At 42.4% G+C, this 16,197-nt stretch carries 13 protein-coding genes; 3 read left to right on the forward strand and 10 right to left on the reverse strand.

Translation table 11 applies throughout. The annotated features are described in order from the left end of the window. Positions 1 to 3: 3 nt before the first annotated feature. Positions 4 to 1,053 carry a DUF6340 family protein gene (locus VB073_RS07525; protein ID WP_323403542.1) on the forward strand — a complete coding sequence of 350 codons (1,050 nt, stop codon included), beginning with the start codon at positions 4 to 6 and terminating at the stop codon, positions 1,051 to 1,053. Positions 1,054 to 1,383: 330 nt separating this feature from the next. Then, positions 1,384 to 3,360, forward strand: coding sequence for a transcription termination factor Rho (gene rho, locus VB073_RS07530; protein WP_323403543.1), 1,977 nt, complete (start codon positions 1,384 to 1,386; stop codon positions 3,358 to 3,360). Positions 3,361 to 3,468: 108 nt separating this feature from the next. Here the strand turns inward: rho and VB073_RS07535 are convergent, their stop codons facing one another. From VB073_RS07535 to VB073_RS07580, 10 genes are all read right to left on the reverse strand, one after another. Further along, complete coding sequence (locus tag VB073_RS07535; protein ID WP_323403544.1) at positions 3,469 to 4,830, reverse strand: Gfo/Idh/MocA family oxidoreductase; 1,362 nt, start codon at positions 4,828 to 4,830, stop codon at positions 3,469 to 3,471. A gap of 90 nt (positions 4,831 to 4,920) precedes the next feature. Beyond that, positions 4,921 to 5,649, reverse strand: coding sequence for a DUF1080 domain-containing protein (locus VB073_RS07540; protein ID WP_323403545.1), 729 nt, complete (start codon positions 5,647 to 5,649; stop codon positions 4,921 to 4,923). 39 nt (positions 5,650 to 5,688) lie between these two features. Further along, positions 5,689 to 6,438, reverse strand: coding sequence for a tRNA pseudouridine(38-40) synthase TruA (gene truA, locus VB073_RS07545; RefSeq protein ID WP_323403546.1), 750 nt, complete (start codon positions 6,436 to 6,438; stop codon positions 5,689 to 5,691). 138 nt (positions 6,439 to 6,576) lie between these two features. After that, positions 6,577 to 7,347 carry a 3'-5' exonuclease gene (locus tag VB073_RS07550; RefSeq protein ID WP_323403547.1) on the reverse strand — a complete coding sequence of 257 codons (771 nt, stop codon included), beginning with the start codon at positions 7,345 to 7,347 and terminating at the stop codon, positions 6,577 to 6,579. Between the two features lie 10 nt (positions 7,348 to 7,357). Next, positions 7,358 to 8,482, reverse strand: a complete 1,125-nt coding sequence (dnaN, locus tag VB073_RS07555; RefSeq protein WP_323403548.1) for a DNA polymerase III subunit beta — start codon at positions 8,480 to 8,482, stop codon at positions 7,358 to 7,360. A 319-nt stretch (positions 8,483 to 8,801) separates the two neighbouring features. Continuing rightward, positions 8,802 to 9,692, reverse strand: coding sequence for a site-specific tyrosine recombinase XerD (gene xerD, locus VB073_RS07560; RefSeq protein ID WP_323403549.1), 891 nt, complete (start codon positions 9,690 to 9,692; stop codon positions 8,802 to 8,804). Position 9,693: 1 nt separating this feature from the next. Further along, complete coding sequence (locus VB073_RS07565; protein ID WP_323403550.1) at positions 9,694 to 12,213, reverse strand: hybrid sensor histidine kinase/response regulator; 2,520 nt, start codon at positions 12,211 to 12,213, stop codon at positions 9,694 to 9,696. A gap of 8 nt (positions 12,214 to 12,221) precedes the next feature. Next, positions 12,222 to 13,523, reverse strand: a complete 1,302-nt coding sequence (locus VB073_RS07570) for a sigma-54-dependent transcriptional regulator (RefSeq protein WP_323403551.1) — start codon at positions 13,521 to 13,523, stop codon at positions 12,222 to 12,224. Between the two features lie 31 nt (positions 13,524 to 13,554). Then, positions 13,555 to 13,899 carry a hypothetical protein gene (locus VB073_RS07575; protein WP_323403552.1) on the reverse strand — a complete coding sequence of 115 codons (345 nt, stop codon included), beginning with the start codon at positions 13,897 to 13,899 and terminating at the stop codon, positions 13,555 to 13,557. Positions 13,900 to 13,996: 97 nt separating this feature from the next. Beyond that, positions 13,997 to 14,311, reverse strand: a complete 315-nt coding sequence (locus VB073_RS07580; RefSeq protein ID WP_323403553.1) for an FtsB family cell division protein — start codon at positions 14,309 to 14,311, stop codon at positions 13,997 to 13,999. A 234-nt stretch (positions 14,312 to 14,545) separates the two neighbouring features. Here VB073_RS07580 and VB073_RS07585 point away from each other — a divergent pair, with 234 nt between their 5' ends. Continuing rightward, a complete protein-coding gene (locus VB073_RS07585) occupies positions 14,546 to 16,183 on the forward strand; it encodes a dipeptidase (protein WP_323403554.1) in 1,638 nt (545 codons plus the stop codon). Positions 16,184 to 16,197: the final 14 nt, after the last annotated feature.

The raw sequence follows: 16,197 nt of genomic DNA on the forward strand, positions 1-16,197 counted from the left end.
CATATGCAAAAAACAACATCCACTCTGATAATTCTTCTTTCCGCTCTGTTGATGAGTAGCTGTGCAGGAATTAAGTACCTGACAGTGGAAACTCGTGAACCGGCACAAGTAAACCTACCTTCCAGTGTGCTTTCTATCATAGTAATAAATAATGTAGTAAAACAACCCAACGACGTCGGACACGACAGTATACCGATAGGAAATACAAAACCGGAGAGGGCAAAAGCATCTTCAGACAGTGTGGCTGTTTTTTACGCCGAAGCTTTGGCCCAGTTTATGGATGAGGAAGATTATTATTATCAGGTGATGTATTACAATAAACCGTTGAGAAACGACCTGGATTTCTTCGTGGAAAAACCTATAGATCCTGAAACGATGAATAGCCTCAGACGAGAAACAGGAGCCGACGCTATTATTTCTCTCGACAAGCTCTTTATTGAGACAAAAAAAAGAGACCATTTCCGTCAGCAAGGCTACACTTACGCGGATATGACCGGAAAAATAAATTCTACTTTCCGGGTATACATGCCTACCATGGAAGGAAAGATTCCTTCTGTACAATATGTTGACAGCCTCAGATGGGAAGGATTTGATATCCAGGATGGGAGAGCTTATGCCGAAGTGATGATCCCTTCCCGTGAAGAGGCAATGAGAATATTGGCGGTAAGGGCCGCCGAGAAAATGACTTATGTATTTGCACCCCACTGGGAGATGCAAGACCGTTGGTATTACACCTCTTCCAGTTCATTGATGCGTGAAGGGGAGGCATATGCCAGAGGATCGGAATGGAGTAATGCGATTGAGAAGTGGGAAAGGTTTTACAATAATCGTTCCAAGAAAATAGATAAAGCCAAGGCAGCCCATAATATCGCTCTTGCCTATGAGATGTTGGATGATATGAGTAAAGCTATCGAATGGGCAAAAGTAGCGAATAACCTGTTCAATGAATCCACAGCACCTAACTCCCTGGAACGAAGAAGATCGCAGCTCTACAAAAATGAAGTCGAAAGGCGATTCAACAATACCAACCGTTTGAATATGGATGATTTTTAACATGAACGGAGTATACCTGAACCCTGAAAAAACTATTTAAACATTTTTTTCAGGGTTTATGGTATAATAACCTAAAAAAACTGCCTACTTAATTTCCGTTTTTCAAAAAAAAGAGTACCTTTGCCCTTAAATCTTACAACAGTAATTTTACCCATAACTGCTGTGTTATTTAAATAAACAATTTCTTTCATATTTAATTCAATTATATCTGTCCGTTTGTTCATTAAAATTGAATGAAATCAATGCTTTTCTTCACAAACGGATCATATAGTCATTCACAACAATATTTATTCAAATATTCAAAAACCATAACGAATTTCATACATTTACATGGCTTATAACATTATTGAGCTCAATGAGAAGCTCACAACAGAATTACGGGTGCTTGCCAAAGAGATGGGGATAAGACGCCCAGATGCATACAAGAAAGAAGAACTCATTTACAAAATCCTTGATGAACAGGCAATTGCCGAAACAAAAAAAATGAGTGCAGAGGGTGGACCCCAACAGGGGCACACGCATAGAAAAGGTTCCGAGAATAAAATAAATAACCAAAGAAATAAAACTTCCAGGAAAGAGGAACCCCAAGAGAAGGATAGCGACAAAAAGGAAAACCGAAACATATCCCAAAGCAAATCGCAACCTGTTCAGGTTGTAGAGAAACCCAAATTGGTGCGGAAAGAAGTCGCCGCCACGGAAGAGAGTATTCCTGTGGTACAAAATATTATACCCGAGTCAAAAACGGCTGCTTCTGAAACGGTTTCCGAAAAAGATACAGAGATAGATGAAAAGAAAATCGACACACCGGAGAAAAAAGTTGAAGAGGATAATAACCAAAAGGCACCTGCAAAACCTATTCAGTTGGTTTTCCGCTCTTCTAAACGACGTAATGACGAAAAGAGTGTTCCCGCTCCCGTCACATTACCTCCCGTAGTAGCCGAAGAAGCTCCTGAAGAAAAAACGGACTCACCCGTGAAGGAAGTCCCGATATCCGGAAGTAAACTCTCGATGATGGATCTTATATCGCCATCACCCCTGCAACACAAACAACCGGCTACACAACAGAACAAGAACCAAACACAGGCGCAACAGTCTCAACCTCAAGTACAAGTGCAGCCACAAGCACAGGCACAGGTACAGCCGCAAGTGCAATCTCCGCAACAAAAGGAAAAAGATCCCGATTATGATTTCGATGGAATCCTGAATGCTTCCGGAGTCCTGGAAATTATGCCTGACGGTTATGGATTCCTGCGTTCCTCCGACTATAACTATATGTCGTCTCCCGACGATATTTACGTATCACAATCGCAGATACGTCTCTTCGGACTGAAAACGGGAGATGTAGTGGAAGGTCCAATTCGTCCACCCAAGGAGGGAGAAAAATTCTTCCCGCTGGTAAAAGTCGACAATATCAACGGACGCAACCCCGATGATGTACGGGACCGCGTACCTTTCGATCACCTGAAGCCGCTTTTCCCTAACGAAAAGTTCAACCTCACCAAAGGGCATAACGATAATCTATCCTCCCGCGTAGTCGACCTATTCTCACCTATCGGAAAAGGACAGCGCGGATTGATCGTAGCTCAACCCAAAACAGGGAAAACGATGTTATTGAAGGATATTGCCAACGCTATCGCCGACAATCATCCTGAAGTATATATGATCATACTCCTGATCGATGAACGCCCGGAAGAGGTAACCGATATGGAACGGAGCGTGAAAGCGGAAGTGATCGCTTCTACTTTCGATGAACCGGCAGACCGCCACGTGAAGATCGCGGAGATCGTGCTGAACAAAGCCCGCCGTCTGGTAGAATGCGGACATGATGTGGTGATACTACTCGACTCCATTACTCGCTTGGCACGTGCCTACAACACCGTGCAACCCGCTTCAGGGAAAGTACTCTCAGGAGGTGTGGATGCCAACGCACTGCACAAACCGAAACGTTTCTTCGGAGCTGCACGAAACATCGAACATGGCGGTTCGCTCACTATCATCGCGACAGCACTTACCGAAACCGGCTCCAAGATGGATGACGTGATCTTCGAAGAGTTCAAGGGTACTGGTAACATGGAATTGCAACTCGATCGTAAACTCTCCAACAAACGGATATTTCCTTCCGTGGATATCATCGCATCGAGTACTCGTCGCGATGATCTGCTTCTGTCTCAGGAAACACTCAGCCGCATGTGGGTACTCCGCAACTTCCTTTCCGATATGAATTCAGTAGAAGCGATGGAATTCCTGCTTAACCGTTTGAGACGTACTTCCAGCAATGAAGAATTCCTGATTTCAATGAATGATTGATCTCCAAGAATTTTTCCCTAAGGGAAAAAGATAACACAAAAACGCAGCGAACTTCACAGATCGCTGCGTTTTTGTGTTATAGTGTATTTCACATTTTTTCGAAATAAATTACATGGGACTTGACGGATCTTTTCCGGGAACAGGTACAACTCTTTCGTGATAATCGGGTAACGGTCCCATCTCATAAGTTTCCGGGCCATATCGAAGATTCGACGCCATAATTTCATCCCAGGTAATAGCCTGTCCGGTATAGGCAGCTTCACGCCCCATAATAGCAATCTGGGTAGAATAGGCCAAATCCTCCGCCTGATTGATTTTCTTATTTAACCGGATAGATTCTACCAGATGTATATGTTCCTGTTCATACGGATTTTTTACAGGTTTATTCTGGTAATCATATTCCCATAAAATATTGCCATCCCAGTCCAGGATCTTGATCTGCCCGTGATCATTCAATTGAGCAATCCCTTTAGTACCCAAAATCTGCTCCGATACGTTGCCGTCGCAACCGTCAATCTGACGGGCAGTGTGTAGCATCCGCTTATGATTGTTATAGTAATAATCCACACTGAAGAAATCGAAGATATCACCTGTCAACCGACGGGCAGATCCTCCAAAACCGACAGCCCTAACGGGTTGTTCTCCCATAAACCAGGTGACAACATCAATATTATGAATACCCTGATCGAGGATGTGATCCCCACTCAGCCATTTTATATTGAACCAGTTACGAAGACAATACTCCATATCGCTCCATTCGGGTCGATGACGCTTGTTCCACCATGCTCCCTGATTCCAATGAGAAGTAGTGGATATAATTTCACCAATAATTCCGTTTCGGACCTGTACATACGCTTCCCAATAATCCCTACGATGCCTGCGCTGGTTCCCGGTAATGACAGTCAACCCCTTTCCGGAGGCTACCTTTGCTGCAGCAATAACTGTGCGAATACCCGATGGATCGACAGCACAAGGCTTTTCCATGAAGACATGCTTTCCAGCTTCAACGGCAGCCTTGAATTGTACCGGTCTGAAATGGGTAGGTGTACATAACAAAACCAGATCGACTTCCGGTATTGCCATCACTTTCCGGTAAGCATCAAAACCGATAAAACAATTACTGTCATCTATGGTATTATTATTTTCCGAAAGGACATGCCGACAACCTTCCATCCGGTCAGTAAGCACATCTGCCAAAGCAATTATTTGCAAATCAGGGCCTGAATGTAAGAAATTGACTGCAGCGCCGGTTCCCCTGTCTCCGCATCCTATAAGGGCTGCTTTCAATGGTTTACCGTCTGGTGCAATATCTACAAACGAATACATTCCCAACTCCTCTGCAGAATATATCTTACCTGAACCCTTCTCTGTATTTTCCGTGCATGAACTAAGAACAGCCGGAGTAGCCACTCCCAAAGGAATAGCAGTACCAAGCACGGCTGAGTTTGCTAAAAATTTTCTCCTTTTCATTGTTCCAGTTTATTTTTATTTGTTTTGATGATAAAATGGGGCTGGTTTCAAATAGCCTTATATATTTTTCGGCGGTTTTCGAATCTATCGTTATAAATTTCTTATCCAGATATTGCGGAAAGAAACAGCTGTACCATGATCCTGAAGCATCAACGGAAGCCTGCCATGAGGAGTATACTGCGGCAATCCGATATAGGGAGTATGTCCCTTCAGCATATAATTATTCTGTACAAGGATACCGTTCAAGACCACGGTTATCATTGCAGGCGACTCAAGCTCGTCTCCTGTTCCAAACTTTGGAGCTTTCCAGTAGATATCATATACCTGCCATTCGCCGTTCCTGGTATAGGCGTTGGCCAACGGTGCCGTCTGCTTGTATATGCTACCCACCATTCCGTTTACGTAGGTCTCATTATTGTCGCCATCGAGTACCTGTAGTTCATACTGACTCATGAGAAAGATACCGCTATTTCCCCTATTTTGACCGTTGTAGTTTTCAGGTGCAGGAGATCTAAATTCAATATGCAACTGGCAATCGCCAAAATGCTCTTTGGTTTTGATTCCTCCCGTCCCGGGCTTGATGGATAAAACTCCATCCTTGACAATCCACTCAGGATTCTGATCTTTGTCATTCACCCATTTGGAGAGATCACTACCATCAAATAGTATGATGGCATCGGAAGGTGCTGCTCCGGGAGTTTTACCCGGAGTAACTTTCGGGGGTACGGGATAATACCATTCGGTTTGTGCTGGAGTCCACTGCGCAAATGCGCCGAATGAACAGACGATACAGATCGTTAAAAAAAGAGTTTTTTTCATTTCAATATTTATTTAGTGAGTTGAATAAATAATCCATATTTACAACCATATGTCATCGGGGTAGATCACTTTTTCGAGAAAAAGAGCGTGTCCCGGAGCAGAGTCGCCAGCGACATTACGGTTTTTAGCTTCAATAATATGTCGAAACCCCTGCTCGTCGAGTTGTCCCCTACCCGCTTGCAGCAACGTACCCACAATCGCCCGCACCATATTCCGCAGGAAACGGTCGGCTTGAATAGTAAACTCGTATATATCACCTTTTTTCTCCCATCTGGCATATTCAATCCGGCAGTTGTTGGTCTTCACATCGGTATGCAACCTGCTGAAACTGGTGAAATCACTGTATTCCTTCAATATATCACACAATGTATTCATCCGATCGATATCGGGTTGAAAAAACAGCCGGTAAGTATATTCATGAAGAAACGGTTCTTTCACCGTAGTCACAAAATATTTATAGGTACGGGAGACAGCACTGAAGCGTGCATGCGCATCAGGATGCACCTCTCTTATGGAAGAAAGGGAAATATCTTTTGGCAAAAAATTATTGAGTTTATATACGAGATCATCCGCAGAAAAGTTATCTCTATCCCAGTCGAAATGGGCGATCATCTCACGGGCATGCACACCCGCATCAGTCCTTCCCGCTCCAACCACCATTACTTCTTGCCTCAGGATGAGGGAGAGCGCTTGCTGTAGCGTCTGTTGCACACTCATCCCGTTAGGTTGAATTTGCCAACCCACATAGTTTTTGCCGTTATAGGAAAAGGTGATAAAGAAACGGGACATTGTTGTTCGGTGGTTATTCAGTTGTTGTTCGGTGATTATTCAGTTGTTATTCGGTTACTAATAACGCACGAAGTGCGAATAACACGAACGGAGTGAGTGAATAACCATTAAATAACGGCGAAGCTAAATATCAACTGCTTAACCGTTCATCGCGCGAAGTCTTATTTTCGTGAGAGCCTGTTTTGTGTTGAGCGGAAAATCGCCATCCATCATCCAGGCGTAATAACTGGGTTCGTTCCTGAGCACTTCCGCCACCGGTTTTCCTTTATGCTTACCGAAATTAAAAACCTCTACTCCTTTTTCGTCGTAGACAAACCTTCCGGCAAAGTCGACATTACTATTAAAACTTGAATATTCCTTAGATAAGACATCAATATCATTCTCAAGATCGGAATAGCGATCGAGTTGTGATTTCAGGACTTCATAGGTGGCTATAGTGTCTGCCTCTGCAGAGTGTGCATTCTTCAGCTTTTTATCACAGTAAAAGGCATAAGCAGCCTCCAGTGTGCGCTGCTCTTTTTTATGGAAGATGATCTGTACGTCTATAAATTTACGTTTGCTCATATCAAAATCCACATCGGCACGAAGGAACTCTTCCGCCAGCATCGGTACATCAAACCGGCTCGAATTAAAACCGGCAAGATCACATCCCTCCAGTTGATCGGCAAGTGATCGGGCCACCTGTTTAAAGGTAGGGCAATCTTTCACGTCGTCATCGGTGATACCATGAATAGCGGTAGCCTGTGGAGGTATAGGGATTTCAGGATTGATACGGCGGGATTTGATCTCCTCCTTTCCGTTGGGATATACTTTCAGAAATGATATCTCTACGATACGATCCTGTGTAATATTGATCCCTGTCGTCTCCAAATCGAAGAATACCAAGGGATTTTTGAGATTTAACTTCATCAGGTTATCGTTAGTCATTCAACATCATCGGCATCAATAGCGTCAGCATATCTTCATTTTCTTCTTTCTCTACGGGTAGTATCAATCCGGCACGTGACGGGTCGGAGAGTTCTATACGTACATCAGAAGAGGGTATATTGTCAAGAATATCAATCAGGAAAGAAGCTTTAAAACCAATGTTCATTACATTCCCTTCATAGGTACAAGGGATCGTTTCCTCCGCAGTGGTAAGGAAGTCTATATCCTGTGCGGTCACCACGATCTTATCTTCCGAGAGTTGAAATTTCACCAGATTACTGGCCGGATTGGAGAATACTGCTACACGTTTAAGAGCGTTCAGTAGCGTTAACCGATCAAGCACAAATATGTTAGGATTATTCTGAGGGATAACCGAGTTGTAATTGGGATAACGACCTTCTACAAAGCGACATACCATTTTATAAGACGACATGGTAATATAGGCGTTATTTTCATCGAATTTAATTTCTACGGTTCCGGATTCTCTCGGAAGGAGCGATTTGAGCAAGTTAGCCGGCTTTTTAGGCAGGATGAACGATGAACGTCCCTCACCTCTAGTCTCGGTAGTGGTTACACGTACCAGTTTATGTCCGTCGGAAGCCACGAAAGTGAGATCTTCTGTAGTAATATCGAAATAGATACCGTTCATCACCGGACGCAGTTCATCATCGGCTGTAGCAAATACAGTACGGTTGATACCCGAGAAAAGTGTATCAGCTTCCACTGTCAACATCATAAATGATTCTTTGAGCGGTTTCGGTTCCGGATATTCATCTCCTTTCAAACCGACAAAATTATATTTCCCGTTGTGATAATAGAGGAATATCTCCAAAGTCTCGTCGTTGATATCGAATGTAAGTGGCTGATCAGGCAGCTCACGTAACGGATCAAGGAGATTCCTTGCATTGATGGCCAGGCTTCCTTCACCTTCTGCACTATTCACCTCCACCATCGTTTCCAGCCGGGTTTCATTATCGGCTGCAGTAAGTGACAGTGTGTTGCCTTTCAAATCGAGCAAAAAGCAGTCGAGGATCGGCAATGTGTTCTTGGAATTGATAACTCTGCTTATGGCCTGCAAATGACTCAATAATGCGGCGCTTGATACTACAAACTTCATATGATTAAAAATTAGATCCGGGATCCAAGAATCAAGACACAAGACTTGTTAATACCTTTGTGTGTGAACTTGTATCTCAGGAGCGTTGCATGTGTTTATTTATTTTCCAGCAAATATATAAAATTATCCCGGTGCTTCGGCTGTTTTTCTCATAAATTTTCGATTTCTGTTCATATCATTTTTATAGATATGAGAATCAAGAGCCAAGACTTTTAGACTTTTAGACTTTTAGAATCAAGACTGGGTTAATTTGCTAAATTCAAAATTACCAATTCTAATTATTCACATTGGCACATTGGCATATTAGCACATTGGCATATTAACTTCTCGGATGATGCTCTATAATTTCCTGTCGCAGAAAATGACGGTCGATATGCGTATAAATTTCAGTAGTAGTAATCTTTTCATGACCCAGCATCTCCTGTATCACCCGTATATTGGCCCCTCTTTCAAGCAGGTGTGTAGCGAAGGAATGACGAAAAACATGCGGGCTGATTTTCTTCTGCAGACCCACTTCTTCCGCATACAGTTTGATATAGTGGAAAACTGTAACGCGGGAGATTGCTTTGCCGCGCGAGCTGATAAAGAGGATATCCTCATTTCCTTTTTTAATGGGGATCTGATTACGATAATAGAGCCAATCCTGAATCCTTTGTATGGCTACTTCAGAAATAGGTACCAGCCGCTGCTTGCTACCTTTCCCTTCCACACGGATAAACCCTTCCTTGAAAAAAAGATTCGAGAAACGAAGGTTAGTCAACTCGGAAATACGAAGACCGCAACTATACAGTGTTTCTATGATAGCATAATTACGGGTTCCTTCGGCCGTCGACAAATCGATGGCTGACAGCAATAGATCAATCTCCTCCACCGACAAAACGACCGGGAGTTTCAACCCTATCTTGGGGGCCTCCAACAATTCGGCAGGATCATCACTACGTAGTTTTTCCAGCAGGAGAAAACGGAAAAATGATTTCAAGCCTGATATAATACGGGCAATGGATCGAGGCGAGATATCCTTATCATGCAATTCTGCGAGAAACTCCTCCAGGTGGGCAGTCTGTATTGTCTCTATAGTAATTTCACTGTTCCCTATGTAATCGATCAATTTCTGCAGGTCGGTCATGTAAGCCTCGATGGTATTGGCCGACAATCCTTTCTCCAACAGAAGATAACGCTTATAACTTTCAATCTCCGGATTTCGTTCCATTTCAATCTTCTGCGATCTCTTTTATGAGGACTTCCGCCCCTCTGAGATGATCTTCGATCTTGTCCAGCATAAAAGATTCTTCACTTCTGGATAAAGTCTCCCCTTTTTCCAATTTTTCCATGAGAGCTATCAAAGATTTACTTCCCATCAAGCGGAATAGGGGTAATATTTTATGGACAATTCCCTGTGCGACCTTCGTTTCTTTTTTCCGGAGAGTTTTTTCGAGTTGAATGCGGCTCTCTCTTGTTTCAGTGATAAAGGATTGCAGGATGGCAGCAGAAGTTTTCTTATCATCACTCACAAACTCTATCAATGCAGCGGGTCCCTTCTCTTCAAAAGATTGTTTTTCTTCGGGCACGAATACATCTACTGTGGGATTTTCTTCCCTTACATACTGGTAAATGGTATTATATAGCCGGTCGGAAGAAAACGGTTTGGTTAAAAAATCGGTAAATCCGGCTTCCCTCATCTTTTCCTTCGAAATATCCGAGCGGGCCGACAAACCAATAACAGGTATTTTATCTATATGCTCGTTTCCTAAACGGCGCACCTTTTCAACCAGCGTCATACCATCAGTACCGGGCATCTGGATATCCATAAACAGGATATCGAACGATGTCGACTGAATAAGTGACAACACCCTATCCGGATTAACCTCGGTCACGCTTTTTATTTTTTTCCTTGCAAGCATTTCCCCGGTCATCGACAATTGAACGGGATCGTCATCGACAAGCAGCACAGTGATACCTTCCAGATCATATTGTGGTATCTCAGATTTATCTGCGTTTTGTATCTTCACCTCTTCCTTTGTATCTTTCAAAGGAATCCCTACGATAAATTCAGATCCTTCACCTTTCCGGGAATTGAGACGAATAGATCCATTCAACGCCTCTATAAACCCTTTTGTGATGGCCAGTCCCAAACCGCTGCCTTCTTCCCCGAGAGGGTTATCCAGTTGCTTGAATTCCTGAAAGATGATTTGTTGGTCGGCATCATCAATACCTTCACCGGTATCGGTAACAGAAAATAAGAGTCGTTTCCGGGAATTGTCACCCTCTAAACGAGTCTTCACATGAACACTGCCCACAGAGGTATATTTTACCGCATTAGAGATAATATTGTTCATGATCTGACGTATCATATAAAGATCGCCATAAACGGTCAATTGTTCAGGCAACTTATTTTCAACGGTGTATTTCAATCCTTTCCTTTCAGCCAGCGGTTCAAAGCCGGAAGCTGTATTATTAATAAGATTGCTTAGGTTGAAGTTCGATTCTTTCAACTGCCAGCTACCCTCCTCTAATTTATGATAGTCCAACAACGCTGAAGCCAATTCCAGAATATGCTCGCCCGAGTTTTTCATATTATTCAGGTAGGTATCATTTTTTAAATCACCGTGAGTATCCATCAACTCTATGAATCCAAGGATTGAGCTCATAGGCGCTTTTATGTCGTGTGAAATCGTGAGCATCAATTTTTCTCGCGAAGCAAGCAAGTTTGAAATACGCTTATTCGATGCTTCCAACTGCCTTCTGTAACGTTGGCTTTTATTGATATCTACCAGGAACAGCAATGCAAAAACAAATGCGATGAGCAAAGCCACGCAGAAGGCTATAAACATCGTATATTGAGAATTCGCCAAAGTCTCCTCTTTTTCTTTTATGAGTCGTAACGATTTTTTCAACTCCTCGTGTTCAATGCCTTTCAATAATTCATCGATACGGGAAGTAAGCATTCGGTTAGTCTCATTCATTGTCTCCTGACGTTTAAAGTAAGCCAATTGAAATTGTCTCTGCCGTTGCAGATCGAGTCTTTCCGAGTAACGCACTTTCTGGATAATGGTATCTACAATCAGTTTAAGGTCGCTATCCGAAACTATCGATTTCTTTTCTATCACAACAGTCGAATCTGAACGAGCCACAAAGACATCGCGTACACGATCAAGAAAACCTCTCCTGGAACCCACCACTACACTCGTATCATTCTTATTGTCATCAACTTTATTCAGATTTTTACTCTCCAGATAATCGGATATCTCCTTATTCAATCTCGGGGGTATATAACTACTCTCCCGTTTCACTACAATTCTAGGAGCACGACGTATAGAGTCGAGCAATACAGCCACTATCTGCAGGTTTTCTCTTTTCTTATCCACCAGAAGTTGTATGGAATCCAGTTTCTCCACCCGGGAAGAATCGATAGCCACCTGTTTCAGTTCATCCAGGTTGGCTTTGATCTTGGGAGCTATAGAATCATACTTATGAAAGTATAGACCGGCATTTTCAGCGTTGATAAGGTTCTGTTCGCTCTCAATCTCATAAAGCATGGAGAGCGTATTTCCTACAATCAGCAACTCCGACATATCCTCGCTGCTTATCCTTTTGTTTGAATAGTCCACCAGATTGTGATAAATGGTAATAAGTCCCAATGCCATCACTGCCACCACAAGCAGATACCCTATAATGACAGTGGATTTAATCTTAAATGAACCTCGACTTTTATTTTCCGGTAACGAAGACATAATGTTTTTCAATTATTGGTGACGACATTATACAGCTTAATCTTGTTGTAAAGTGTTTTTCTGTCTATGTTCAGGATAGAAGCCGCCATGGTTTTGTTACCTTTGGCCAATTCAAGCGCTTCCAGTATCTTTTCTTTCTCGTAATATTCCTTGCGAAGCCCCTGTATGGGGTTTAATAATTGTGACCGGTTTTCATTTTTTACCTCATTCCCGAATAACTCAGGGATAATAGAGGTCCCTATGGTTGTTCCTTCAGTAAGCAGGGCGGCTTTCATGATACAGTTCTTCAACTCCTGTATATTTTCCGGCCAGGAATAAACTGCCAATTGCTCCAGTACGGCCGGGGTTATGGCTTCTATTTTCTTGTCGAGGGTGGAATTGGCAAACTGGAGGAAATGACCGGCCAGAAAACCGATGACCTCTCTTTTCCCTTTCAGAACAGGCAATATGATACAATCCTGTACAATCAGATTATACAGTTTGGGGATAAGTCGTTTTTGTAGTTCCTCCTTACCCGTACCGGTACTCATGATCACTTGAGTGAAATCAGCATCTCTTTTTTGTCGGGTAAGAATATTCAACAACTCGTCCTGCTGGTGAATATTGATATTGGCCATCTCACGAATATACAAAATCCCCCCTTTTGCCTCATTAAATTTCTGCATAAGCGGCGACATATCATCATTTCCGTTAGAAGATGCACGAAACATATCGGTGGACTTATCATTATCGAAAATCACCAATGGTTTCGACAAGTGAGTCCCTTTTTCATAGATATATTTTACAACAGAATGTTTCCCGGTTCCCCTATCCCCAATGATCAACCGATGTTGATTGTTTTCTGCTATAAGGTCGAGTTGCTTGTAAAGTTGTTTGAATTCTTCACCCGGAAACTTGATAAAATCATCGGAAAAGCGGCTTTGTTTCAACATCCGCTCCTGAAGGATAAATGCTTCATCGATTTTTTTGAAGAGTTGTTCTGGCTCAATCGGTTTGGAGATATAATCCACCGCGCCCGATTTCATCGACTCAACCGCCGATTCGATGTCTGCATATCCGGTCATCATAATTACGAGAATACCAGAATCATATTTCTTTACCCATGAGAGGAAACTGAAACCGTCGGCATCAGGCATTCTGATATCACTAAGGATCAAATCAAACAGTTGCAGTTTCACCTTCTGCTTTGCCTCAGTTACATTGGTTGCTGTATCTACAGTAAAACCTCTTTTCACCAGCCACGACTTCAACATCAGACAAACAGTCAGATTGTCGTCTAGAATAAGTATGCTCCTGTTTATATTATCCATAATAATATACTACATGTAATATACCGAAAGTCTATGGTCTATTTTTCTCTCTTTCCAGTTCACGGGGGATCATGACGGACGCATATAACAAAAAAATTGCGCTAACGATCATGGCCAAGACCCATTCATTACGCTCCCTGAACATCAAATAGGTTGCCACAATCATCAATATACATGAAAAAAGTTGAAAATTGAACAACCTCTTGCCGCGTATACTCTTTCCCGGATACGGATTAGTAAGGGTCATTGCAGTGAAAACCACCACGGAAAAAGCCATCACCCAAGGAGCTACAGTAGGAATGGCCAAATGCAGTCCCGCTGATAATAAAATTAAAATACCGGAAATCCGAAATAAGACATCTTTTACTCGATGCATTGCATACGTACTAATTATTTGAGAAATATCAACCAAAACCGATTATGATCTTACAAATGTATTATTTTTTTTTCGAATATTATAACATAATATCTTTTCACTTCTTTTCTTTAATGATAAAAATCTCTTCATTTTCTTTTTTCATGAGATAATTCTCTCTTGCAAATTTCTCTAAATCCTCTTTATTGGACTGAAGTTCGTTCAGCTTCTCCATATCCATCTCCGTTTGATGACGATAAAATTCAATTTGGGATTCAATATCTTTAATTTGAGATTCATACTTCAATCTACGGGCAACACTGCTGTCACTGAAAAAAAAGAGCATCGCGATCAGTACAAATAGAATAGCAATCTGATAGACGGTAAGCCCCAGAATCCTTCCTGATCCGATTTTTTTTATATATTTATTCATAAATCAATATTACTTCCTGATAAATCGGAACAAGTTGTCCCGACTGATCATCCCTTTATTCAATTGACAGACATGCTTATTTTATTTTTCAACCTAACACGGTTTTAAGTACCACAAAAATAGCTTCTTTTTTCCAATTGTACGAACCATTTCATTGAAATAAATACAAAATATCCATTGCACCTTTTGGACAAATTGAACAAAATAAAGTATCTTTACGCTAAAATATAATATATGAGAAAAATTATTGCCGTTATTGCGCTGTTATTCGTGACCTTTACATCCTTTCCCTGTACAAACTTACTGGTCGGGAAAAAAGCATCTGTCGACGGATCTACGTTGATCTCTTATGCTGCCGACTCCTATGCCCTATATGGAGAATTGTATCATTGGCCTGCCAGACAGTATAGCCCGGGAGAGATACTCAAAGTATATGAATGGGATTCGGGAAAATACCTTGGCGAAATACCTCAGGTATTGCAAACTTATAATGTGATCGGCAATATGAATGAACACCAGTTGGCTATTGGTGAAACCACTTTCGGGGGACGGAGCGAGTTGTCCGATTCCACAGGTATTATGGATTATGGAAGTCTTATTTATATTACGTTGCAACGTGCCAAAAATGCCCGCGAAGCCATCAGCATGATGACCAATCTGGTAAAGGAGCATGGCTATTACAGTTCAGGCGAATCATTTTCTATAGCCGACCCGAATGAGGTGTGGGTGCTAGAAATGATTGGTAAAGGACCAGGTAATAAGGGTGCTGTATGGGTAGCTATACGTATTCCCGACGATTGTGTCTCTGCCCATGCCAATCAGGCACGTATTCAGCAGTTCCCTCTGAATGATCCGGAAAATTGCCTCTATTCTTCGGATGTGATTTCATTCGCTCGTAAGATGGGATATTTCAATGGCAAAGATGCCGACTTCAGCTTTGCACAGGCATATGCACCTCTCGATTTTGGTGCACTTCGTTATTGTGAAGCCCGCGTATGGTCGTTTTTTAACAAGGTGAATAAAGATATGGCTAAATATGTAACTTACGCCCAAGGAAAAACCACGGATCCCATGCCTCTTTATATAAAACCAGACAGGAAACTGAGCGCACAGGATATCCAGGAGATGATGCGTGACCATTATGAAGGAACCGAACTCGACTGGCGCTTCGACGTAGGTGCAGGTCCTTTCAACTCACCCTACCGTTGGAGTCCGCTCTCTTTCGAGGTTGATTCGACAGAGTATTGCAACGAACGTCCCATCGCCACTCAGCAAACAGCTTTCTCCTTCGTGGCACAAATGCGTTCCTGGTTACCCAACGAAATAGGTGGCATACTCTGGTTCGGCATTGACGACGCAGCACAAACAGTTTACTATCCGTTCTATTGTGGCCACACCGAGACACCTCACGAAATGACCATCGGCAACGGAGACCTGCTTACTTTTTCATGGACATCTGCATTTTGGATCCATAACTGGGTTTCCAATATGGTATACACCCGCTACAGCGATATGAGTGAGGATATGAAAAAAGTACAATCGAAACTCGAAGAACAGTTCAGAGCCTCACAGCCTGAGGTGGAAAAGGAAGCCACACGGATTCGTGAACAATCTCCCTCTCAAGCTGTTCATTATCTGACACAATATACCAACAATCTCATAAAAGAGGGCGTAGCGGAATGGAAAAAGCTGGGTGAGTATCTTATGGTAAAATATGTAGACGGTGTGATCAAGAAGGAAGAAAACGGACAGTTCAAACGGAACCCTTACGGGGAACCGACCTCTCCTTTACGCCCTGGGTATTCGAACGAATATTACAAAAAGATAGTCGATCAGACTGGAGAAAAATACAAAGTACATCCAATTGAATAAACAATATAATAAGA

This window comes from Proteiniphilum sp. (genome assembly GCF_034927365.1).
Classification (GTDB): domain Bacteria; phylum Bacteroidota; class Bacteroidia; order Bacteroidales; family Dysgonomonadaceae; genus Proteiniphilum.

Coding starts and splice junctions, on each gene's coding strand:
- truA (WP_323403546.1), bottom strand. CDS start 6,438: ATGTCCCGTTTCTTTATCACCTTTTCCTATAACGGCAAAAACTATGTG.
- VB073_RS07565 (WP_323403550.1), bottom strand. CDS start 12,213: ATGTCTTCGTTACCGGAAAATAAAAGTCGAGGTTCATTTAAGATTAAA.
- VB073_RS07570 (WP_323403551.1), bottom strand. CDS start 13,523: ATGGATAATATAAACAGGAGCATACTTATTCTAGACGACAATCTGACT.
- VB073_RS07550 (WP_323403547.1), bottom strand. CDS start 7,347: ATGAAGTTAAATCTCAAAAATCCCTTGGTATTCTTCGATTTGGAGACG.
- xerD (WP_323403549.1), bottom strand. CDS start 9,692: ATGGAACGAAATCCGGAGATTGAAAGTTATAAGCGTTATCTTCTGTTG.
- dnaN (WP_323403548.1), bottom strand. CDS start 8,482: ATGAAGTTTGTAGTATCAAGCGCCGCATTATTGAGTCATTTGCAGGCC.
- VB073_RS07585 (WP_323403554.1), top strand. CDS start 14,546: ATGAGAAAAATTATTGCCGTTATTGCGCTGTTATTCGTGACCTTTACA.
- VB073_RS07575 (WP_323403552.1), bottom strand. CDS start 13,899: ATGCATCGAGTAAAAGATGTCTTATTTCGGATTTCCGGTATTTTAATT.
- VB073_RS07580 (WP_323403553.1), bottom strand. CDS start 14,311: ATGAATAAATATATAAAAAAAATCGGATCAGGAAGGATTCTGGGGCTT.
- rho (WP_323403543.1), top strand. CDS start 1,384: ATGGCTTATAACATTATTGAGCTCAATGAGAAGCTCACAACAGAATTA.
- VB073_RS07525 (WP_323403542.1), top strand. CDS start 4: ATGCAAAAAACAACATCCACTCTGATAATTCTTCTTTCCGCTCTGTTG.
- VB073_RS07540 (WP_323403545.1), bottom strand. CDS start 5,649: ATGAAAAAAACTCTTTTTTTAACGATCTGTATCGTCTGTTCATTCGGC.
- VB073_RS07535 (WP_323403544.1), bottom strand. CDS start 4,830: ATGAAAAGGAGAAAATTTTTAGCAAACTCAGCCGTGCTTGGTACTGCT.